This window comes from Vibrio sp. 1CM2L (genome assembly GCF_023161695.1).
Classification (GTDB): Bacteria; Pseudomonadota; Gammaproteobacteria; order Enterobacterales; family Vibrionaceae; genus Vibrio; species Vibrio coralliirubri.
The window spans coordinates 726,089-749,699 of sequence record NZ_JALNTT010000002.1; the positions used below are offsets into that span (position 1 = coordinate 726,089).

General features: G+C 44.9%; 18 protein-coding genes. 4 read left to right on the forward strand and 14 right to left on the reverse strand.

The window, feature by feature from the left end; all coding sequences use genetic code 11:
* Nucleotides 1-636 precede the first annotated feature (636 nt).
* Nucleotides 637-1,065 (forward strand): HIT domain-containing protein, encoded by a 429-nt coding sequence (locus MSG34_RS08300; protein WP_048611464.1) that lies wholly within the window; start codon nucleotides 637-639, stop codon nucleotides 1,063-1,065.
* A gap of 133 nt (nucleotides 1,066-1,198) precedes the next feature.
* On the opposite strand, the gene MSG34_RS08305 is transcribed toward MSG34_RS08300, so the two are convergent.
* From MSG34_RS08305 to znuA, 5 genes are all read right to left on the reverse strand, one after another.
* Complete coding sequence (locus tag MSG34_RS08305) at nucleotides 1,199-1,429, reverse strand: FeoC-like transcriptional regulator (RefSeq protein ID WP_050052394.1); 231 nt, start codon at nucleotides 1,427-1,429, stop codon at nucleotides 1,199-1,201.
* Entirely contained in the window at nucleotides 1,426-3,699 is a 2,274-nt protein-coding gene (gene feoB / locus MSG34_RS08310; protein ID WP_050711741.1) for a Fe(2+) transporter permease subunit FeoB, read from the reverse strand. The genes MSG34_RS08305 and feoB overlap by 4 nt, the downstream gene beginning before the upstream one ends.
* Nucleotides 3,700-3,921 carry a FeoA family protein gene (locus MSG34_RS08315; RefSeq protein ID WP_004734203.1) on the reverse strand — a complete coding sequence of 74 codons (222 nt, stop codon included), beginning with the start codon at nucleotides 3,919-3,921 and terminating at the stop codon, nucleotides 3,700-3,702. It lies immediately after the preceding gene.
* 621 nt (nucleotides 3,922-4,542) lie between these two features.
* Nucleotides 4,543-7,905, reverse strand: a complete 3,363-nt coding sequence (locus tag MSG34_RS08320) for an AraC family transcriptional regulator (RefSeq protein ID WP_248337249.1) — start codon at nucleotides 7,903-7,905, stop codon at nucleotides 4,543-4,545.
* Nucleotides 7,906-8,173: 268 nt separating this feature from the next.
* Nucleotides 8,174-9,058 carry a zinc ABC transporter substrate-binding protein ZnuA gene (gene znuA / locus MSG34_RS08325; RefSeq protein ID WP_048617863.1) on the reverse strand — a complete coding sequence of 295 codons (885 nt, stop codon included), beginning with the start codon at nucleotides 9,056-9,058 and terminating at the stop codon, nucleotides 8,174-8,176.
* Nucleotides 9,059-9,141: 83 nt separating this feature from the next.
* Between znuA and znuC the strand changes: the two genes are divergently transcribed.
* The gene (gene znuC / locus MSG34_RS08330; RefSeq protein ID WP_012604527.1) at nucleotides 9,142-9,921 is read left to right on the forward strand and encodes a zinc ABC transporter ATP-binding protein ZnuC; all 780 of its coding nucleotides are present in this window, start codon (nucleotides 9,142-9,144) and stop codon (nucleotides 9,919-9,921) included.
* Nucleotides 9,921-10,706 (forward strand): zinc ABC transporter permease subunit ZnuB, encoded by a 786-nt coding sequence (znuB, locus tag MSG34_RS08335; protein WP_048606441.1) that lies wholly within the window; start codon nucleotides 9,921-9,923, stop codon nucleotides 10,704-10,706. The genes znuC and znuB overlap by 1 nt, the downstream gene beginning before the upstream one ends.
* A 130-nt stretch (nucleotides 10,707-10,836) precedes the next feature.
* Here znuB and sucD read toward each other — a convergent pair whose 3' ends face one another.
* The 8 genes from sucD to sdhC all read right to left on the reverse strand — a co-directional run bounded on the left by sucD (nucleotide 10,837) and on the right by sdhC (nucleotide 20,452).
* Complete coding sequence (gene sucD / locus MSG34_RS08340) at nucleotides 10,837-11,709, reverse strand: succinate--CoA ligase subunit alpha (RefSeq protein ID WP_004734209.1); 873 nt, start codon at nucleotides 11,707-11,709, stop codon at nucleotides 10,837-10,839.
* Nucleotides 11,709-12,875 (reverse strand): ADP-forming succinate--CoA ligase subunit beta, encoded by a 1,167-nt coding sequence (gene sucC, locus MSG34_RS08345; protein WP_010436793.1) that lies wholly within the window; start codon nucleotides 12,873-12,875, stop codon nucleotides 11,709-11,711. Before sucC ends, sucD begins: the two co-directional genes overlap by 1 nt.
* Before the next feature lie 206 nt (nucleotides 12,876-13,081).
* Nucleotides 13,082-14,290, reverse strand: a complete 1,209-nt coding sequence (odhB, locus tag MSG34_RS08350; protein WP_017056410.1) for a 2-oxoglutarate dehydrogenase complex dihydrolipoyllysine-residue succinyltransferase — start codon at nucleotides 14,288-14,290, stop codon at nucleotides 13,082-13,084.
* Nucleotides 14,291-14,311: 21 nt separating this feature from the next.
* Nucleotides 14,312-17,128, reverse strand: coding sequence for a 2-oxoglutarate dehydrogenase E1 component (gene sucA, locus MSG34_RS08355; protein WP_017061946.1), 2,817 nt, complete (start codon nucleotides 17,126-17,128; stop codon nucleotides 14,312-14,314).
* Between the two features lie 97 nt (nucleotides 17,129-17,225).
* On the reverse strand, nucleotides 17,226-17,939 hold the full coding sequence (locus MSG34_RS08360; protein WP_010436773.1) for a succinate dehydrogenase iron-sulfur subunit: 714 nt from the start codon (nucleotides 17,937-17,939) through the stop codon (nucleotides 17,226-17,228).
* A 12-nt stretch (nucleotides 17,940-17,951) separates the two neighbouring features.
* Entirely contained in the window at nucleotides 17,952-19,718 is a 1,767-nt protein-coding gene (sdhA, locus tag MSG34_RS08365) for a succinate dehydrogenase flavoprotein subunit (RefSeq protein ID WP_048606450.1), read from the reverse strand.
* Nucleotides 19,719-20,066 (reverse strand): succinate dehydrogenase, hydrophobic membrane anchor protein, encoded by a 348-nt coding sequence (gene sdhD / locus MSG34_RS08370; RefSeq protein WP_010436768.1) that lies wholly within the window; start codon nucleotides 20,064-20,066, stop codon nucleotides 19,719-19,721.
* Nucleotides 20,060-20,452 carry a succinate dehydrogenase cytochrome b556 subunit gene (gene sdhC / locus MSG34_RS08375; protein ID WP_248337008.1) on the reverse strand — a complete coding sequence of 131 codons (393 nt, stop codon included), beginning with the start codon at nucleotides 20,450-20,452 and terminating at the stop codon, nucleotides 20,060-20,062. Before sdhC ends, sdhD begins: the two co-directional genes overlap by 7 nt.
* 417 nt (nucleotides 20,453-20,869) lie before the next feature.
* Here sdhC and MSG34_RS08380 point away from each other — a divergent pair, with 417 nt between their 5' ends.
* A complete protein-coding gene (locus MSG34_RS08380) occupies nucleotides 20,870-22,159 on the forward strand; it encodes a citrate synthase (protein ID WP_048617859.1) in 1,290 nt (429 codons plus the stop codon).
* 691 nt (nucleotides 22,160-22,850) lie between these two features.
* Here MSG34_RS08380 and MSG34_RS08385 read toward each other — a convergent pair.
* Nucleotides 22,851-23,609, reverse strand: a complete 759-nt coding sequence (locus MSG34_RS08385; RefSeq protein ID WP_050633826.1) for a Nif3-like dinuclear metal center hexameric protein — start codon at nucleotides 23,607-23,609, stop codon at nucleotides 22,851-22,853.
* Nucleotides 23,610-23,611: the final 2 nt, after the last annotated feature.

The following is a 23,611-nucleotide window of genomic DNA, read 5'->3' on the forward strand; positions in this document are numbered from 1 at the left end:
GAGATTCGAGATTCGAGATTCGAGATTCGAGAAAATTAGAAAGGTTGGCGTGAAAGCGTCAACCTTTTGTTTTATCTGAAGGTTTATTTAATCGACTATCTATGCGATTAGCTAACCTACACAGCAAGAGATCTCCTATTACGCTCCTTCGTCGCTCTAGGAGATGACGAGAATAGGTGTAGTGAATCCAAGACAGCATCAATGATGCGCCATCAAACCACACCAAATCGTTATTACTTTCCCCAACCGTCACTTCCTTAGTGAAGAACCAACGTCATTGAGAACCCACCTCAAGCGAATAACACCAACAAAGCAATGCACCATCACTTTCCACGCCCGTCATTCCCTACAGTGAGGCACGAACGTGATAGGTAATATCCTAAAACACGTCACAACAGAAAACCAATTCGTTATCACTCTCCCCAATCGTCACTTCCTTTAGTGAAGAACCAACGTCATTGAGAATCCACCTCTAGGCGCGTAAAACTAGCAAAGCAATACACCATCACTTCCCCAAACGTCATTCCCTACAGTGAGGCACGAACGTGATAGGGAATCTGCTTATTGAGAACGTAAGCCCTAGCCACATTCAAACTCCGACCTTATACTCATGTAAAACAATTAATTGGAAAGAACATGAGCTTTGAACTTCACCCGCAACTTGCGAAAGACACCACACTTATCGGCGAATTTCCACTGAGCTTAGCCCTGCTACACAAAGATAACGCTGTGCCTTGGGTTATCTTGGTACCAAAACGTGCCAACCTAAAAGAGTTGCACCACTTACCAATGAAAGAGCAACAGCAGTTCCTACATGAATCTCAGGCGGTAAGCCAAGCACTAGAAGCCACGTTCCAACCAGACAAATTGAACCTTGGTGCGCTGGGTAATATGGTGCCACAACTGCACATCCACCATATTGCACGCTTCAAAGACGACATTGCTTGGCCTGGCCCAGTATGGGGAAATACAAAGGGCGAACAGCGCAGTGAAGAAGATCAAACCGCTATCCTGACTCGTATTCAAAACGTTCTGTCACTGAGCTCTATCTTCAAGAAAGCATAATTCGAGTTCATCTCATTCAGCTTTAAAGCAAAACACTTCAGAAAAGACACATAACAAAAAGCCGCTCATCTTAGATAAGCGGCTTTGTCATTTTCTAATCTCGCCTTTTTTAACGAAATAACGAAGACCTGAACTACATCATCACGTTAAGCGACAAACCATCTTGTTTGCTGATGGTGTAGCGAATACGCGTTGTATGACCATGCTTATTCGTATCGACCAAGCGAGATACTTTCCCTTTCCTGACCCACACACTCAGCATCGCATCGACGCCATCTTCACTCATGCCAAACTTTGCAGCGAGCTCTTTACGAGCCGCAACGCCTTGGCTATCAATGTATTGATGAAGTTCAGTTAAAATCATACTACTTGCACCTCTAGTGCTTTCTGCTTACTGCCCACTTTCTTGAAGACGCGATACGTCACAACAAAACCACCAGCAATCGCCACCATCCATACTGCACTTGTCACTGGGTGTGCAGCAAAGTTTGCCGCTTGGTAGTAGAAAGTCGCACCAAAGTAACCAAGAGCCATCGTCCAAACCGCGATGAAGCGTGCAAACGTCTGACCAAATTCACGAACATAAGCACCCATCGCGGCCACACAAGGCGTGTAAAGCAGGATAAGAATCAAGTAAGCGAATGCCGCATGACCAGATACAAACTTGTCTTTCAAGTTACCGAAGATAGAGGTATCGACTTCTTGGTCAGCCGCTACAGAATTAGAATCAGACAAGTCGCCAACTTCAATACCTAATGGATCTGAGTAGCTCAAACCGGCTAGGTTTTCAGGGATTGTCATTACCGCTTCTTGCAGGCTTGCTGCTAAGTCAAACTCAGCTGCTTCTTCGTCAGAAGGTGTGGTGTACAAGCTGTTTAACGTACCAACAACAGCTTCTTTAGCGAAAATACCCGTGATGATACCAACCGTTGCAGGCCAGTTTTCTTCTGTAATACCAATTGGTTGGAATACAGGCGTTACAACTTGAGCCGCTTTAGACAGTACTGAGTTTTCGCTGTCTTCGTTACCAAAGCTACCGTCCATACCTAGAGAGTTTAGGAAGCTAAGAATAGCCACAACCATCACGATAGTTTTACCTGCACCCAGTACGAAACGCTTCAGCTTCTGCCACGTTTTCAGCATTACGTTTTGCACGGTCGGCAATTCGTAATCTGGCATTTCCATCACTAAGCTATCACTGCTACCTGGGTAGATCGTATTTTTCAGGAACAAACCCGTAAACACAGAAGCAACGATACCCATGATGTACAGAGCAAATACTACGTTTTGTCCTGCACCAGGGAAGAACGCCGCTGCGAACAGTGCGTATACCGGTAAACGAGCACCACATGACATAAACGGCGCCATTGATGCTGCCAGTTTACGTTCGCGCTCTTGGTCAAGAGTACGAGTTGCCATGATTGAAGGCACGTTACAACCAAAGCCCAGTACAAGTGGGACAAATGCTTTACCCGGTAAACCAATCTTCTGCATCACTTTATCAAGTACGAATGCAGCACGAGCCATGTAGCCTGAGCTTTCTAGTACCGCTAAGAATAGATAAAGCGCAGCGATAACAGGAATAAAGGTCGCAACCGTTTGGATACCACCACCAATACCATCAGCAAGTACAGTGACTAACCAAACTGGTAAATGGCCATCTAATAAGTGGTGTCCACCATCAACTAATATTGCCCCAACACCAATATCGAAGAAGTCGATAAACGCACTACCGATATTGATAGAGAACATGAACATTAGGTACATGATGACGAAGAAGAAAGGAATACCGACCCATTTGTTCAAAATGAATTGATCGGCTTTCTCTGTAAAGTTACGGCTTAGTTTGCCTTCGCTGCGACGAACACGTTTACAAAGGTCATGTAAGAAAGTGTATTTAGCGTCAGCAACAGCAAGGTCAATATCGAAATCAGCACCAAGACGCACGCTATCAATTTGAGTGCGAGTTTGTGGAGCCAGTCCATTCAATACCAAGTAATCATTTTCTAAAGCACGAATCGCGAGCGCTCGGTGAGATACGTCAGCATCATCAAATTGTGACTCAACAGAAGGGATAAGAGCTTCTAACGCGGCATCGTAATCAATAGAGATAGGGTCAAGACTCACACCTTGAACAAGCAGTTTATGCAGGCGCTCTTTAAAGCGAACCACTTGGCCTTTGTCGTTTGCAGACAAGCTTAGAACTGGGCAACCTAACTCTTTCTCTAGTGCTTTAAGGTTAATCACCTGACGTTCGCGCTTTAATACATCCATTTTGTTCAATACAACGATCATTGGGCGACCCAATTCACGTAGCTGTAATGTCATGTATAAGCTTCGTTCTAGACAGCTAGCGTCGACAACATTAATGATCACATCTGCTGGGTGAGTTAAAACAGCGCGAGACGCGATAGATTCATCGATGCTGTTCGCATCATTACCACTGTCTAGTGCGTAGATACCCGGTAAATCCGTTAGTTGAAACTGATCACCAGCGTGCGAGTATAAACCCGTCTTTTTTTCAACAGTGACACCAACCCAGTTACCAACGTGCTGCTTAGCACCAGTCAGTGCGTTGAACAGTGTTGTTTTACCACTATTCGGGTTACCAACGGTAAGAACTTGATAATCCATTTAGATAACCTCGATTTGTTCTGCAATGCTTTCACGAATGGCGATAGAAACACCTCTCACTTCAACTTGAAGCGGATCACCCATAGGTGCACGGCGGATAAGCGTCACCTCGGTTTTTGGCAACATACCCATGACCATAAGTTTCTTCCTTACGTCTGGTGTTAAACCTGTTAGTGCAACAATAGAAGCCGCCTTTCCTTGCTCTAGTTGTGAGAGTTTCATAAGTACCCAATTCGTGACTGATAATGAGAAAGATTGTTATTAACGCTATGATACACATACATGCCCACAATTCTATTGTGTGAAATCAATGTTTTCGAAAATACATACTCGTAAATTTCGTTAAAAACGTTTACGTCAAAAACGTTACTTTCAACAACTAGCGAGAACTACCTCACTAGTACAACCCCTCCCAAACAACAACAAATCATTAATTATCAAACACTTAAAAAACTGTCGGTTTTATCATAGGCATCTGTCGTTAATTTTATAAGTAAAATAAGTGCCTGGACGTATAGTTACTCCATCGAAGAGAAACTACTTCTCTTTAATTTTATTCCAGAGGTGATATGGCGTTGCTATATCACTCCGGCAGCAAGCGAAGGTGTCATTGGCACCCGTGGTATAGTCCCCCCGGCTATGCCACGATATTTTTTTCTTCCCTTTGTTTTATCCCAACAACCTTTTTAAACTCCCCATTTATCTCGTATCTCGTATCTCGTATCTCGTATCTCGTATCTCGTATCTCGTATCTCGTATCTCGTAGAAGCATAAAAAAGCCCCAACACGATTGTCGAGGCTAAAGTATCTTTATTTATGTCCTAGCAGAGTACTCGCTGCGCGCTACTCGTCGTTGTTTTCAGCAAACTTAGATGGTGACATACCAAAGTGGTGCTTAAACCTTTGACTGAAATAAGAAGGGTCATTGAAGCCTGAATCAAATGCCACATCAGAGATCTTCTCTCCAGCAAGTAAGCGCTCACACGCATGCTCTAGACGTACTTCATTCAAGTGCTCTTTGAAGGTCTTGTTGTAAGCCGATTTAAAGCGTCTCTGTAAGCTTCTCTCAGACATAAACAAATACTTAGCGGCAGTTGCAGTACTGAACTCGGCATCAGCGTAGTTTTCACTCACAAGCTGCGACACTCTGTTCTTCCACTCTTGTTCCGCTGTCAGTTTTTGCTGCTCTGGCGTTGAAGCGGCAAGCTTAATGGTTTCAATCTGTTCAATTGTGCTGGCTTCCAGATTATCGAGCACTTGGTACTCAATTGGCCACGAAAGCTGAACCTTATTTTGAGACTCCGAAACAAAGGCATTAAGCTCGCCACCGCTCTGATTCATCAATAGCGGCAGCTTTTCGATGTTAAGGTCGGTCGACTTTCCGGTATTGTCACCCATGCTTGATGCCAGCTTAGGGAAAGGCATCCCATGATCTCGAATGGTTACAACAAGATGCTCCTTAACCTCTTCAACCATAACCACCATACTCTGCGACTTAAAGTTTCTCTTGATGATACTCGCAACCAAGCTATTGAAGATAATATCGAGATTAAAATACAGCAACGAGACATATCGTTGTTTTGTTTCAATTTTAATATCCAGTTCAATACCGGCTTTGGCTAAATCATCCTGCCAAGCTTTGAGTACCGCTTCTAAGATTAAAATTATATCGTAACAAACTTGCCCTTTCCCTTGAGGCGTATTGCTCAATTGGGCTAAGCCATTTTTCAAGGTTAGAATTGGCGACTTCCCGTTCTCGTCATTCCAATTCGGGATCATCGCAGCAATATGATTCACTTCAGAAGAGAGTTCATTGGCAGTATGAGACACAAGCGCATTCTTAACGGATAGCTGCTTTTTAAGCTGTTGGTTAGTTGCGAGTAATATCCGGCTTTGGTGCCTCAATTGATCAGTCTTCAGTGCAACTTGCGCTTTTAAGTGCCGGTTGGCAAAAGTGACATAACGCGAACGCCAAAAGACTAAGATAGTCACAACGCCAATCAGTAATATCAGAGAGCTTGCTGCAGCCCAATTGGTCAGATACCAAGGCTCCGCAATCGAGAAGCTTTGATTGGTTGACACAAAGCGATAATGGGAGTCCTTAACCGGCTTCACTTCAAGTGTGTAATCCCCAGGAAGAAGATGGTCGAGCGTTAACAAGCCCCCTTCAAACTCACTCCATGGTTCATCGTCGCTCAGTCGATATTCCATCGCTGGTGCGAACGTTGCTGGTAAGATGCCTAGCTTAAACCCCATCGATGAGCCATAAGGAACCTCATCCAGTTCAGCCGTTTTCCCGCCAAGTGACACCGTTTGTTGGTCGACACTGATCTTACTCAACAAGGCACGGCTATGAGGTGTGGTTGATACCAGTAACTCGTTAGACAACGCGCTGACTACGCCATACTTTGAGCCGAAAACAAGCCTCGAACGTTGGCTCTCTTCACTGTAAAATAGGGCACATGCTCCCGCCGCCAGCTCATTGGTGATCAAACCAAATGGCGAACCGATGTGTTTGTGCAGCTGCCCATCCAGTCCGTAATAACTGATGCCTTTCGAAGAGCCTAACCAAACACCATTGTCATCGCTGATCAGGCAGTTGGGGCTAATATTGTCTTCAACAAGAGTGATTTCTTGAATAATAGAGCTGTCATCCGGGATTCGATACACGCCATAACTGCTAGCAAACCACTGCGCTCCATCCTTCGCTTTTTCAATATCGACGACTTTGCCAAACCGTTCGCTTGAACGACTAAAGCTAATTCGTTTATCAATGAACGAGTAGAAACCATGGTCTGTTCCTATATAGATGCGACCTAGCAAGCCTACATTGAGAGCGGTGATCTTCGCAGGCAAGAACTTGTCGACTAACCAGTCAGTGCCATAACTCGTCAGTTTCATGGTTTCGATAGATAACGAATAGAGGTTTTGCCCCGAGGTCATCCAAAGAACGTTATCAGCTTGAAGTGCAAAGTTTTCAACGTGCACTCCCTTAATCGGCCTTGGTAAATCAAGGGCTTCGGGTTGTAGCGTTTCCGTATTTAGACTGATGATGCCTTGTTCGGTCGCCAACCAAATGGAAGAGCCAAAGATCTCAAAATCATTAACAGGGTTAGAGTAAACACGAATTGGGTTCTCTTCACTTTCAGAATCAACCAAGTAGAGCCCCATTGAGGACGCGACCCAAGATAACTGTTCACTGACAGGCAGTACTTTATTGATCACCACACTACTCGAATGCATGCCCATTCCAGTTAGGGGGGTTCTCGAGAAGGTCTTACTGAATAGTGAGAAATATCGGATACCGTTGTTTGTCGCAATCCACATGCCACCAGCATGATCGTTTATCAACGAATATATTTTCTCACCCGGTAACGAGAAGTCTTGATTAGCAGCTTGTTCGAATCGAGTAATTTGTCCCGTAATAAAGTTGTAGCTAATAAGGCCGTGCTCTGTACCAATCCAATACTGGTCCGAAGTTTCGGCCAGCGAGAGAACATGCGACCCTTTAACTATGGTCTCTTTATCTGGGTTCGCGAGATCAACAATCACAGCACCATTTAAAGTACCGATCACTAACTCACGTCGAGCATTCGAAAAATAAACCGTCTCAATATGATTTTTGTCGGATGCGGTGACATGGGTAAACTCTTGATTCTCAGAAAGGTAAACGCCAGAACTGGTCGCTAGCACCCACTTTGATAGCACCCACTCAGCGTCGTTAATCGCAATGTCACTGCTGTTATTGTATCGGTACAATTTGAGCAGAGAGTAGGTGTTAAATTCTAAAGATTGAGTGTTGTAGGTATAGAAATTACTGCCGTCAGTAACCCAAATATAATCGCCTGATGCACCGATATTGGTTATTTCAGCACCGGGACTTAGGCTAAACGCCAATTCGTTGCCAATTCCAGGGTTATGTCGATACACCTCGTTATCGAAAAATGTCCAAAACTCATCGTTCAGAAACGCGACTCTTTCCGAAGAAAATTGCAGTAAGCTACCCTTGCGAGGGAATAGAGTTCGACCGTCGTAAAAGAGTACTTTTCCATGTACATCATGAACCCAGAGCCCGCCTCCAGCACCTAAATACAAGTTTTTAGCCGCAAGAAAATTCCCTTGCGCTTGAACGGGCAAAGGATAGAAAACGGAGGGTGAGGTATTTACCGCTAGAACGCTAAATGAAATGCTCATTAACATGAACATTTTGAAGATAATTCGATACAACTCTTAATCCTGAACAGCAACAACACATGAAATTTTGGACACCACAACGTCTTATCGTTGCTTAACCAAAAACTGAGTTTTTTTGTGCTTATTATTATCTTTCTATTTTAGCGGAAATTAGAAAAGGAGAAAGGAGGTTTGCTATTTGTTGGGAGGTTTTATCTTAGCGGTCACGAAAATGCCGCAAAAAGCGGCATGATTCATAAATTAACGAGAGCAAAGTAGAGTAAAGAATACTCGTTATGAATTACTTCCCGCTTAAGCAACTTGTGTAGCTGTCTGTAAGTTGCTGAAGAAAATCGAAATAACTTCCACTCTTCACTTCAACCGTTGAACCGATAGGATCAAGCTGACCTTGCTTAGCGTTACTTCCGCGAGTCACTGATTCAATCACAGCGGGAGTAAATTGAGGCTCTGAGAATACACATTGAACATTGTCGCGTACTAGCGTTTTCTTAATAGCGATCAGGCTTTTTGCACCCGGTTTACGCTCTGGGCTCACTGTGAAGTGACCTAAGTTATTCAGTTCAAACTCTTGCTCAAAGTAGCCATACGCATCGTGGAATACGTAGTAACCTTTGTCTTTCACTGGCGCAAGTTGCTCATGAATAGACTGCTGCTTTTCTTTCAAAGCAAGCAGGAAAGAATCTAGGTTTTCTTGATACGCCATTGCGTTATCAGGGTCAGATTCAATCAACTTTGCTGAGATATATTTTGCGGCTACTTCAACTTGGTCGATACCTAACCAAAAATGCGGGTCATGGCTACCATGATTATGTCCTTCATGAGAATCGTGGTCATCATGTCCGAACTCTCGCAAGTTAATTCCTGGAATCTCACTGATCTTGATAACGTTTTCTTTTGAACCAATCACCTTAGTCAAAAAGGCTTCTAGGTCAGGACCAAACCAGATAACCATATCGGCACTGTGAACTTTTTTGACATCAGATGGCTTAAGCGCATAATCATGCGGCGAAGCATTGCTGTTCATCAACACATCCGGTTCACTAACGCCCTGCGTTAATTCCGTCACAATCATTTGAATTGGTTTAAAGCTTGTTAGAATAGTATTGGCACTTGCGACACTTGGCGCTAAAAGCAAAGTAGCAAGTATAAAAGATGAACGTGACATAATCCCTCGATAATAGAAAAGTAGCTTAGGCTTGAGGTAAATGTTACATTATAACATTAGCGAATTGCAAATGAGTTCTATTCATGGATAACTTAATCCAACTAGATTCTGTGAGCGTCGAATTTGACGGTCGAAAAGTTCTAGACAACATCTCTCTAAATTTAGAGCGCGGCAGAATCACCACCCTGATTGGGCCAAACGGTGCAGGAAAGTCGACATTAGTAAAAGTGGTACTGGGTTTACAGACCAAATTTTCAGGCACAATAACAAAAGCTAAAAAACTGAAAATTGGCTATGTACCACAAAAATTAAAGCTCAATGATTCCCTGCCGCTCAACGTAGAGCGTTTTCTAAAGCTCACTGGCAAGTTCAGTCAGCAAGAAATCCTTGAAGCATTGAAGCTCGTTGGTGCTGAACATCTGCAGAAGAGTAACATGCACCAGCTATCTGGCGGAGAAAATCAACGTGTGCTCATTGCTCGTTCATTGCTAAGAAGACCAGATCTACTGGTTCTCGATGAGCCGGCTCAAGGCGTTGATGTTCAAGGGCAAATAGACCTGTATGACTTGATTGACACCATTCGCCACCGCTTTGGTTGTGCCGTATTTATGGTTTCACACGACCTGCATTTAGTGATGGCAAAAACAGACGACGTTATCTGTTTACACCACCACATCTGTTGCTCAGGCGCACCTGCAGACATCAAACACCATCCTTCGTATATTGCGCTCTTTGGCACCGCGACCCAAGAGACGCTAGCGTTTTATCATCACCAACACGAACATCACCATCATGATCTCGCAGGCCAGCCTGTCGAAGGCGACGTGCATGAATGTTCAAACCATAAACACGGACACCACTAATGCTTGAGTTTCTTCTTCCCTCTATTTTGGCGGGTTTGGGTATTGCACTAATTGCAGGCCCACTAGGTTCATTCGTGGTGTGGCGTAAGATGGCTTACTTTGGTGACACGCTTGCTCACGCTTCTTTGATGGGCTTAGCACTTGGCTTTCTGTTCAACATTAACTTGTATTTCGCGCTGCTGATTTGTTGTTTGATGCTGGCCGTGTTGCTAGTGACTTTACAAAAACAAAAGCTGGTCGCGACCGATACCCTACTCGGTATTTTGGCGCACAGTGCGCTATCACTTGGTTTGGTTGCTGTCAGTTTCTTAGATAACGTTCGTGTTGACCTAATGAGCTACCTATTTGGTGACTTGCTCGCAGTATCTCCAACGGATTTAGTGTTCATCTATGCGGGTGCTGCTGTGATTGGATTGGTGCTTGCTATCTTTTGGCGACCACTACTATCAACGACGGTTAACGAAGATCTCGCAGCGGTTGATGGCATCAACATTGATTTAATGCGTCTGATTCTGATGCTATTGGTCGGTATCGTGATTGCTGTCGGCATGAAGTTTGTTGGTGCGTTAATCATGACATCGCTACTGATCATCCCAGCAGCTACAGCAAGGAAATTCGCGAATACACCCGAGCAAATGGCCTTCCTCGCGTCGGTTATTGGCTCTATCGCAGTCTTCGGAGGGCTAAGCTTGTCTTGGTTCTATGACACGCCTGCTGGCCCGTCTGTTGTTATCAGTGCAGCTGCGATGTTTATGTTATCTCAAATGGTTAGAAGCCGAGCTTAGCACTTAGCAGGACGATTTCGTATCTCGTATCTCGTATCATTGAAAACATACAAAAAAAGGCTTGGTCAGTGACCAAGCCTTTTTAATATCGTTCAATTAACTTCTATCTCAATCGATAAAAACCAGCTGATTACCAACCCGTGATTTCACGTAGGCCTTTACCGATGTCAGCAAGAGACTTAACAGTCTTAACGCCTGCTGCTTCTAGTGCTGCGAATTTATCTTCAGCAGTACCTTTACCGCCAGAGATGATTGCGCCTGCGTGGCCCATACGTTTACCCGGAGGAGCAGTAACACCAGCAATGTAAGATACAACTGGCTTAGTTACGTTTGCTTTGATGAACTCAGCAGCTTCTTCTTCCGCAGTACCACCGATTTCACCAATCATTACGATTGCTTCAGTTTCTGGGTCTTCTTGGAAAAGTTTCAAGATATCAATGAAGTTTGAACCTGGGATAGGGTCACCACCGATACCAACACATGTAGACTGACCAAAGCCTTCATCTGTTGTTTGCTTAACTGCTTCGTACGTAAGAGTACCGCTGCGAGATACGATGCCTACTTTACCCTTCTTGTGGATGTGACCAGGCATGATACCAATCTTACACTCGTCTGGAGTGATAAGACCTGGACAGTTAGGACCGATCATGCGAACGCCAGTTTCTTCTAGCTTCACTTTAACGTCGATCATATCTGTTGTAGGGATACCTTCAGTGATCGTTACGATCAGTTCGATACCTGCATCAATCGCTTCTAGGATTGCATCTTTACAGAAAGGAGCTGGTACGTAGATAACTGTTGCTGTTGCGCCAGTTACTTCTACTGCTTCACGTACTGTGTTGAATACTGGAAGGCCTAGGTGAGTTTGACCACCTTTACCAGGTGAAACACCACCAACCATTTGCGTACCGTATGCGATAGCTTGGTCTGAGTGGAATGTACCTTGACCGCCAGTGAAACCCTGACAGATTACTTTAGTGTCTTTGTTAATTAATACAGACATTATTTAGCCTCCGCAGCAGCAACAACTTTCTGAGCAGCATCTGTTAGAGATTCAGCTGCAATGATATCAACATCAGAATTAGCAAGTACTTCGCGACCTAGGTCTGCGTTTGTACCTTCTAGACGAACAACTACAGGAACTGTTACGCCTACTTCTTTAACTGCACCGATAATACCTTCAGCGATCATGTCACAACGAACGATGCCACCGAAAATGTTTACGAGTACTGCTTTAACATTGTCATCAGAAAGGATGATCTTGAATGCTTCAGCTACACGCTCTTTAGTCGCGCCGCCGCCTACATCAAGGAAGTTTGCTGGCTTGCCGCCGTGTAGGTTTACGATATCCATCGTACCCATAGCAAGGCCTGCACCGTTAACCATACAGCCAACGTTACCATCTAGTGCTACGTAGTTCAGTTCCCACTGTGCTGCGTGTGCTTCGCGCTCGTCTTCTTGTGAAGGATCGTGCATTTCACGAAGTTTTGGCTGACGGTACATTGCGTTTGAGTCAATGTTGATCTTGCCGTCAAGACAAAGCAGGTTGCCTTCGCCAGTAATTACAAGCGGGTTGATTTCTAATAGAGCTAGGTCGTACTGAGAGAACATTTGGCCAAGACCCATGAAGATCTTAACGAACTGTTTGATTTGATCGCCAACTAGACCAAGTTTGAACGCAAGTTCACGGCCTTGGTAAGCTTGAGGGCCGACTAGAGGATCGATCGCAGATTGGTGAATCAACTCTGGAGTTTCTTCAGCGATTTTCTCAATGTCCACGCCGCCTTCAGTTGACGCCATGAATACAATTTTACGTGTTGCACGGTCAACAACAGCACCTAGGTAAAGTTCATTAGCAATGTTTGATGCTTCTTCAACTAGGATCTTTGTTACAGGCTGACCATTAGCGTCTGTTTGGTAAGTCACTAGGTTTTTACCTAGCCACTTTTGTGCAAACTCTTTAACGCCTTCTTTGGTGTCATGTAGCTCTACGCCGCCCGCTTTACCGCGACCACCAGCGTGTACTTGACACTTAACGACTTTCTTGGCTGTACTGATACGACCTGCAGCTTCGAAAGCTTCTTGTGCAGTATCACATGCGAAACCTTCTGGTACAGGCAAACCGAATTCTGCAAACAGCTGTTTGGCTTGGTATTCATGCAAATTCATTTTGATATTCCGTTTATTTTCCCTTAAGGGATTATTATTTCCATAACGACACAGTTTCCTGTGTTACGTCTGTAGGGTCTTCTCAAATCAACTGCTGTCCATTTTCTAATGGCTTTACAGTTCAATTGAAGGCCAGACGTTGAGCAGCCTAGCCTTTGAAACTTTTTACGTCTAGCTAACGGGGTTAACTAGACGTTTTAGCGATACTAAACGTCTAATAGCAGACGTGCAGGATCTTCTAGAAGCTCTTTGATGGTCACTAGGAAGCCAACTGATTCACGGCCATCAATTAGACGGTGGTCGTAAGAAAGCGCTAGGTACATCATTGGTAGAATCTCTACCTTGCCATCAACAGCCATTGGACGGTCTTGGATTTTGTGCATACCCAAAATTGCCGCTTGAGGCGGGTTGATGATTGGCGTAGACATTAGAGAACCAAATACACCACCGTTTGTGATAGTGAAGTTACCGCCCATCAGTTCATCAACAGTTAGCTTGCCGTCACGGCCTTTGATTGCTAGCTCTTTGATGCCTTTTTCGATATCAGCGAAACCTAGTGTGTCACAGTCTTTCAGTACTGGAGTCACTAGACCACGTGGCGTAGATACCGCCATGCTGATGTCGAAGTAGTTGTGGTAAACGATATCTGTACCATCGATAGAAGCGTTAACTTCTGGGAAACGCTTCAGTGCTTCTGTTACTGCTTTCACGTAGAAAGACATGAAACCAAGACGCGTATCGTGACGCTTCTCGAATTGGTCTTTGTACTGCTTACGAAGGTCCATGATTGGCTTCATGTTCACTTCGTTGAAAGTAGTCAGCATAGCTGTGCTGTTTTTCGCTTCTAGAAGACGGTTTGCAACTGTCTTACGTAGGCGAGTCATAGGCACGCGTTTTTGGCTGCGAGCTGCTGCTGGCGCTTCAACTGCTGGTGCAGATGCTGCTGCCGGAGCCGCTTTCGCTGCTGCTAGGTGTGCGTCGATGTCTTCACGAGTAATACGACCACCAACACCAGTGCCTTTAACGTCAGCTGGTTGTAGGTTGTGCTCAGCAAGCAGGCGACGAACAGCTGGACTTAGTGCGTCGTTGTTCTCTTCTGTTAGCGCAGCTTTATGGCGCTTGTCAGGAGATGCTTCTGTATCTTCAGTGGTGTCTTTCGTTGGTTCACCAGCGACAGCACCCGGCTTGATTTTAGCCAGAAGCTGCTTAGAAAGTACCGTAGCACCCTCTTCTTCGATGATAGCTTCCAGAACACCCGCTTCAGGAGCCGGTACTTCTAGAACTACTTTATCTGTTTCGATATCTACAATGACTTCATCACGTGCAACCGCTTCGCCCGGTTTTTTGTGCCAAGTAGCAACTGTTGCATCAGCCACAGATTCAGGTAAATCTGGAACCAGAATTTCAATTGTCATGTGCGTATTTTCCTTTTACTTCTAGTTCTTAAGTAGGGTCAAAGCGTCGTCAACTAACGCTTTTTGTTGTTTCAAGTGTACTGACATATAGCCAACAGCTGGTGATGCTGATGCAGGACGACCTGCGTATTGAATATCAGCACCTACTGGGATAGCAGCTCGGAAATTATGTTGGCTACTGTACCAAGCACCTTGGTTTTGTGGCTCTTCTTGACACCAAACGTAATCGACTACATTTGTGTACTGTGCGATTGCAGCTCTCACGTCCTCGTAAGGGAACGGGTAAAGTTGCTCAATACGTACAATAGCGACATCGTCTTGCTCGTTCTTACGTCTTTGGTCAAGCAGGTCAAAGTAAACCTTACCTGAACAGAACACGACGCGTTTTACGTTCTCAGGCGCCAGGTCATCAATTTCTGCGATAGCTGGTTGGAACGTGCCTTCTGCCAAATCTTCAAGAGAAGAAGTACACAGAGGGTGACGAAGCAATGACTTAGGTGACATTACAATCAGTGGACGACGCATTGGTCGAACAACCTGACGGCGAATCATGTGGTAAACCTGTGCCGGTGTTGAAGGAACAACAACCTGCATGTTTTGTTCAGCACATAACTGAAGGTAACGCTCAAGACGTGCAGAAGAGTGCTCTGGGCCTTGGCCTTCATAACCGTGAGGAAGCAGCATAGTTAGACCACATAGACGTGCCCACTTTTGCTCTCCTGATGAAATGAATTGGTCGATAACAACTTGTGCACCGTTTGCGAAGTCACCAAATTGTGCTTCCCAAAGGGTTAGACCGCTTGGCTCTGCTGTTGCGTAACCATACTCAAATGCGAGTACCGCCTCTTCAGATAACACCGAGTCAAACACCTGGAATGGCCCTTGTTTATCATGAATGTTCGCAAGAGGAACATACGTGCTTGCATCTGATTGATTGTGCAGTACTGAGTGACGGTGGAAGAACGTACCACGACCTGAATCTTGGCCTGAGATACGAATACGCTTACCATCGTCAACAAGTGTTGCGTAAGCCAGAGTTTCAGCCATACCCCAATCGACTTGTTTCTCACCATTCACCATGGCAGTACGATCGTTGTACAGTTTATTTACTCGACTTTGCAGCTTGTGGCTGTCTGGGTATTGACAAAGTTTGGTACCAAGCTCTTTCAGGCGCTCGATATCAATCTTGTTATCCCACTCGATGTTCCAGTCGTGACCTAGGTAAGGAGACCAGTCTACTGAGTGAAGTGCCATTGGACGCCACTCTTTAACCACAACTTCACCGTGATCAAGTGCATCACGATATTCGTTAACTAGCTGAGTTGCTGTATCAATACCAAACTCACCGCGCTCCATTAGCACGTCAGCGTAAAGCTTACGTGGTGTTGGGTGCTTCTTGATTTTTTGGTACATCAAAGGCTGTGTTGCATTCGGCTCATCGGCTTCATTGTGACCGTGGCGACGGTAACAAACCAAATCAATAACAACATCACGCTTAAACGTATTGCGGTAATCCAATGCAAGGCGCGCAACGAACGCAACCGCTTCTGGATCATCAGAGTTAACGTGGAAAATCGGAGCCTGAACCATCTTCGCGATATCGGTACAGTACATCGTAGAGCGTGTATCGCGAGGGTTAGACGTTGTAAAACCAACTTGGTTGTTTACAACGATACGAACCGTACCACCAACACAGAAACCGCGCGCTTGAGACATGTTAAACGTCTCTTGTACTACACCCTGACCAGCGATAGCTGAGTCACCGTGGATAGTAATTGGAAGTACACGGCTACCATCATTATCACCAAGGCGATCTTGACGTGCACGTACTGAACCGATAACTACCGGGTTTACGATTTCTAAGTGAGATGGGTTAAAAGCTAGTGCTAAGTGAACGTTGCCGCCTGGCGTTGCGAAGTCCGCAGAGAAGCCTTGGTGGTATTTCACATCACCAGTACCCCACGTGTCATCGTGCTTGCCCGCAAACTCGTCAAACAGGTCTTGTGGCTTTTTACCAAGCACGTTGACCAACATGTTTAGACGACCACGGTGAGCCATACCAACAACAACTTCACGCATGCCTTGTCCGCCAGCATGACGAATAATTTCTTTCGTCATTGGGATAAGAGCATCACCACCTTCCAACGAGAAGCGTTTTGCGCCTGGGAATTTCGCACCAAGATAGCGCTCAAGACCTTCAGCAGCAGTTAGCTCTTCTAGGAAAGCTTGCTTTTCTTCTTTGTTGAAAGAGGGTTGACCAGATACAGACTCTAAACGTTGTTGGATCCAACGCTTTTGCTCTGTATTTGTCATGTGCATGTATTCAGCACCAATAGAGCCACAATACGTTTGCTTTAGAGATTTGTAGAGATCTTTAAGCACCATCGTCTCTTGGCCAATGGCGTAAGAGCCGACGTTAAACGTCTCATTGAGGTCATCTTCGGTAAGAGTGTGGAAAGAAGGGTCCAGTTCATCAACTGTCGCTCTTTTCCATAAACCTAGGGGGTCTAGATTTGCTGCTTGATGCCCTCGGAATCGATAGGCATTAATAAGTTGCAGAACCTTTACTTGTTTCGCATCGACATCTGGATCACTAACTTGGACACTGTAATGCTTTGTTTCTTGAGCGAGTCGACGGAAGTATTCACGAACACGAGAGTGTGGTTGTTCCACTGTCTCTGAAGCTTGCACAGGCAGTTCTTCAAAAACACTTCTCCATTCGTCACTTACCGAATCTGGGTCACTTAGATACAGTTCATAGAGTTCTTCTACGTACGTTGCATTGGCGCCAGCCAAGTGTGAAGACTCGAGCCATGCCTTCATCACGCCGTTGTGCATATTTTCCCTTAACCAGTAGTTTTCACGTTTGCTGCGGTCTATGCCGAGCTATTAAAAGGCCGCCCCAAAACTTCTAGGGCGGCAATTTTTATATAACTTAAACCGAACGATTCACTAGCATGGTCTTGATGTGACCAATAGCTTTCGTCGGATTTAATCCCTTAGGACAAACACTTACACAATTCATGATGCCATGGCAACGAAAAACGCTAAATGCATCATCAAGATCGGACAAACGTTCGTCTGTCGCTGTATCTCGGCTATCAATTAGCCAACGGTACGCTGCAAGCAGGCCTGCTGGTCCGATGAATTTGTCAGGGTTCCACCAGAACGATGGGCATGACGTTGTACAACATGCACACATGATACATTCGTACAATCCATCTAAATGAGCACGCTCATCAGGGCTTTGTAAGTTTTCACGAGCCGGTGGCACATTGCCATCAGACACTAAGAATGGCTTCACTTTTTCGTAGTTATCGTAGAACTGAGTCATGTCTACAATCAGGTCACGAACAACGGGTAAGCCAGGCAGTGGACGAATCACAATCTTGTCTTGGCCAGAAAGCGCAGACAATGGCGTGATACACGCTAGGCCATTTTTACCGTTCATGTTCAAACCATCCGAGCCACATACACCTTCACGGCATGAGCGACGGAATGAGATTGTTGGATCTTGCTCTTTCAACAGAATAAGCGCGTCCAAAAGCATCATGTCTGAACCTTCATCCACTTCTAGAGTGTATTCCTTCATGTAAGGTTTCTGGTCGACATCTGGATTGTAACGGTATAAAGAGAAATTCAGTTTCATGGTCATATCTCCTTAGTACGTACGTGCTTTTGGTGGGAACGCTTCACGATGGATAGGTTCCATGTTTACACCACGCTTAGTCATGCTCTCTGACTCTGGGTTGTAAAGTGAGTGGCATAGCCATTGCTCATCATCACGGTCAGGGAAATCGAATCGAGCGTGTGCGCCACGGCTCTCTGTACGGAAGTTTGCAGCAACAGCCGTTGCGAATGCCGTTTCCATCAAGTTTTCAAGCTCTAGACACTCAATACGCTGAGTGTTGAACTCTGTAGACTTATCAGATAGGTGTGCATTCTTCAGACGCTCGCGAATCGCTTTTAGCTCTTCTAGGCCTTCAGCCATTGCTTTGCCTTCACGGAATACTGAGAAGTTGTTCTGCATACATTGCTGAAGATCTTTACGGATTTGCGCTGGATCTTCGCCGTCTGTGCTGTTTTCCCAACGGTTGTAACGCTCTAGTGAACGTTCAATGTCGGCTTCAGTTGCAGGTTTCGCTTCGTCTTGCTTCTTCAGTGTCTCACCTAGGTGTAGACCTGTCGCACGACCAAATACCACTAAATCAAGCAGTGAGTTACCACCTAGACGGTTAGCACCATGTACTGATACTGATGCGATTTCACCACAAGCAAATAGACCTTGGATTTCAACATCGCTGCCGTCTTCAGTTTGCTTAATAGCTTGACCAGAAACTTGTGTTGGAACACCACCCATCATGTAGTGACATGTCGGGATTACTGGGATTGGCTCTTTCACTGGATCAACGTGAGCAAAGGTACGAGAAAGTTCACATACACCAGGAAGACGAGATTCAAGTGTCTCTTTACCTAGGTGATCAAGCTTAAGCTTGATGTGTGGACCCCAAGGGCCATCGCAACCGCGACCTTCACGAATTTCAACCATCATTGAACGAGCAACAACATCACGACCCGCTAAGTCTTTCGCGTTTGGTGCGTAACGTTCCATGAAGCGTTCGCCGTCTTTATTGAGAAGGTAACCACCTTCACCACGACAACCTTCCGTTACCAATACACCTGCACCAGCGATACCCGTTGGGTGGAACTGCCACATTTCGATGTCTTGCATAGGAACGCCAGCACGAATCGCCATACCAACACCGTCACCAGTATTAATGTGAGCATTGGTTGTTGATGCGTAAATACGACCAGCACCACCAGTAGCAAGGATCGTTGCCTTCGCTTTGAAGTAGCAAACCTCACCCGTTTCCATACAAAGCGCAGTAGTACCTAAGATTGCACCATCTTCGTTCTTAACAAGATCCAGTGCATACCACTCAGAGAAAACGGTCGTTTTGTGTTTAATGTTTTGTTGGTAAAGCGTGTGAAGCAGAGCGTGACCAGTACGGTCGGCTGCAGCTGCGGTACGAGCCGCTTGCTCACCACCAAAGTTTTTAGATTGACCACCGAAAGGACGCTGGTAAATAGTACCGTTCTCAAAACGAGAGAAAGGTAGGCCCATTTTTTCAAGTTCGATTACCGACTCAGGACCGTTTTTACACATGTATTCGATAGCGTCTTGGTCACCGATGTAATCAGAACCTTTTACTGTGTCATACATGTGTTGTTCCCAATGGTCTTCATGCGCGTTACCAAGAGCAACAGTGATGCCGCCTTGCGCTGAAACCGTATGAGAACGAGTAGGGAAAACTTTAGAAAGCAATGCACAAGAAAGGCCTTGCTCAGAAATTTGCAGTGCGGCACGCATACCTGCACCACCAGCGCCGATCACTACGGCATCAAACTCACGAACAGGAATAGTCACTTACGCACCCCACAAAATAAACAGACCAGAGAAGAAATATCCAAGAAGAACTGCAACAACACCGACTTGAAGACCAACACGCAGTTTTGCGCATTTGATGTAGTCAGTTAGTACTTGCCATAGGCCGATCCACGCGTGAACCAAAACAGAAGTAAGCGCTAACATGGTGAAGACTTTAGTGAAGGTTCCACCAAAGAATTGCGTCCAAGATGCGTAAGAGATATCACCAGAGAAAGCACAGAAGCTGACTAGGTAGATAGTGTAAAGCGTCATAATGATGGCAGTAGCACGAATCAATAGATAATCGTGGACACCATTACGACCAAAAGTAGAAACGTTGTTTACCATACTAAGATCCCCGCTAGTAGAGACAATACCGCTGTTGCTGCGAATGCAACCTTAGCGCTCTTAGCGCCAGATTCCAGCTCTTCAAAGTGACCAAGGTCCATAAGAAGGTGACGAATACCACCAGCAATGTGGTAAGCCAAAGCGGTTAAAATGCCCCACAGAATAAACTTCACGAAGAAACCATCGACAATGTCGCTAGCTTCGGCAAAGCCTATTGGGGATGAGAGGGAAATGGATAGTAACCAAAGCAAAATTCCAATCGCGACAAAAGTTATCACCCCAGACACACGGTGTAGGATGGAAGCTATTGCTGTGATTGGAAAGTGGATGGTCTGTAAATCTAAATTAACAGGTCTTGTCTTTCTTTCTTTCACGGGCTTGCTCACTCAGCTCCATTGAGCATTATGGTCATTAAATAACCTTATGATATTGTTATGGACAAAATTTGATTGCAAACCTTCAAAATTTAACATTAACTTAACAAATAACTGAAGTTGAGCCTTAGATAATTGTAAAATAATTGTTAACTGCTCGATTAAGAAAGACACCTCACATTTCTTCTTAGCCTTGCATTTATAAGGTTTTAACCAAACTTTTCAGCGCCACTATACGGCTGGCAACATTCTAATACAATTGATGTAACAAATAATGCTACACAGACCAGATTTTTAACGAATTTAATGTAAAAAACACTAACAAGTGCACACAAAGCTTCAGAAAAATTGACTTTCCCACGTAAGACCAGTAAAAAAATGGCACATAAACATCCTGGACGGATTAAATAATAAACAAAGGAGATTGTTATGGCGGATAAGAAAGCTACCCTTCACATTGAAGGTCAAGCGCCAATCGAGCTGCCGATTACAGAAGGTGTACTTGGTACTCCAGTGATCGATGTTCGTACACTAGGTTCTAATGGTTTTTTCACTTTTGACCCTGGTTTTCTTGCCACTGCATCCTGTGAGTCTCAAATCACTTTTATTGACGGTGGAAAAGGCATTCTTTTACATCGTGGTTATCCAATTGACCAACTTGCCAATAACGCTGATTACTTAGAAGTATGTTACATACTTCTTTACGGTGAAGCCCCATCTCGAACTGAGTACGAAAAGTTCAAGACTACCGTGACACGTCACACTATGGTGCATGAGCAAATCGCTAGTTTCTTCCACGGCTTCCGTCGTGACGCTCACCCTATGGCTGTAATGTGTGGTGTTGTAGGCGCTCTAGCGGCGTTCTACCACGACTCACTTGATGTCAACAACGATACACACCGTGAAATTGCGGCATACCGCCTGATTTCAAAAATGCCAACACTGGCTGCAATGTGTTACAAATATTCAATCGGTCAGCCGTTTATCTACCCACGTAACGACCTAGGCTACGCAGAAAACTTCTTACACATGATGTTTGCAAACCCATGTGAAGAGTATGAAGTGAACCCTATCGTTGCTCGTGCAATGGATAAAATCTTTACTCTACATGCTGACCACGAACAGAACGCTTCTACGTCTACAGTGCGTCTTGCTGGTTCATCTGGTGCTAACCCGTTTGCGTGTATCGCAGCAGGTATCGCATCACTTTGGGGCCCAGCTCACGGCGGTGCAAACGAAGCTTGTCTGCGCATGCTTGAAGAGATCGGTAGCGTAGATAACATTGAAGAATACGTTGCGAAAGCAAAAGACAAAGATGACCCATTCCGTTTGATGGGCTTCGGTCACCGTGTTTACAAGAACTACGACCCACGTGCAACAGTAATGCGCGAAGCGTGTCACGAAGTGCTTAAAGAGCTAAACATCCAAGATCCACTACTAGACGTAGCTATGGAACTTGAGCGTATCGCTCTTTCTGATGAGTACTTTGTTTCTAAGAAGCTATACCCGAACGTAGATTTCTACTCAGGTATCATTCTGAAAGCAATCGGTATTCCAGTATCTATGTTTACTGTAATCTTCGCGATGTCTCGTACCATCGGTTGGATTGCTCACTGGAACGAAATGCACAGCGATCCGACGAACCGTATCGGTCGTCCTCGTCAGCTGTATACTGGTGAAGAACAACGTGACTTTAAAGCACTTCACGAACGTGAATAGTTGCTATAAATCATAATGTTAAAAGGGGTTGATGTGAGAACATCAACCCCTTTTCTTTTGTACGCTCTCAACTCCATCATCCTCAAGAGTGCGAAGTGAACGAATAAAATAATATCGTCATCCCCAAGAACGAGGGACGAGTGACTTGGGGATCTCAATCAGTTTATAGAGAACCTTGAGAGATTCCCTACTCCTTACTTCGTCAGTCTAGGGAATGACGAATTACTTATGAACTCTCTAAGTTGAGTCCATTAGAGTTCTAATTAGCCCGCCTAATCGAAGGATACAAATTTATAGTTACTCGTCATCCTCAAGAACGAGGGACGAGTGACTTGGGGATCTCATTTAACTTATAGAGAACCTTAAGAGATTCCCTACTCCTTCCTTCGTCAGTCTAGGGAATGACGGTACTTATAGAGCGACACAATGTCGTCATCCTCAAGAGCGAGGAACGAGCGAGTTGGAGATCTCATTTAGTTTATAAAGAAACTTAAGAGATTCCCTATTCCTTCCTCCGTCAGCCTAGGGAATGACGGTGCCTATAGAACGAAGCAATGTCGTCATCCTCAAGAGCGAGGAACGAGCGAGTTGGGGATCTCCTTAAGCGAGCAGATAAACTCTACAGGTTACCTGCTCAATTCGAGAAAATGATGCTTACTCTCGACTCGTATCCCTCATCTCGCAACTGCTCTTATACCGGATTATCGATATCAATAAACTCAACATCCAAGCCATGCTCTTTCGCTAACCATTCACCTAGCGCTTTTACACCGTAGCGCTCAGTCGCGTGGTGGCCAGCAGCAAAATAATGAATGTCTTGCTCGCGTGCTGAGTAAGTAGTGCGCTCTGAAATTTCACCAGAGATAAAAGCATCAATACCTTGAGAAGCTGCAAGTTCAATGTAGTCTTGACCACCACCAGTACACCAACCGACGGTCGTAATCATTTTGTCTTGGTTTTCTGGCGCGATATGCAGTGGTTTACGATTTAGAACTTGATCGATTTTTGCTGCAAATTCAGTACCTGTCATTGGTGTTTTTAATTTACCAAACATAGCAACCGATTGTGGGTGCCCTTCCAAACCGCCTTCGACTTCTATCTCAAGTAACTCCGCCAATTTTGCGTTGTTACCAAGTTCAGGGTGGATATCAAGCGGTAAGTGATAACCTAAAAGATTGATGTCATTTTTAATCAGGGTACGAATGCGCTTGCCCTTCATGCCACGAATGGCTTCTGACTCGCCTTTCCAGAAAAAACCATGATGGACTAACAAAGCGTCTGCGTTCAGTTCTACCGCTTTATCAATCAAGGCTTGAGAAGCTGTCACACCAGTAACAATTCGCTTCACTTCTGTTGCACCTTCAACTTGAAGACCATTAGGACAGTAATCTTTAATCTGCTGTGGCTGCAGTTTTTCGTTAAGTAGCTTTTCTAATTGTAAGTTATTCATTT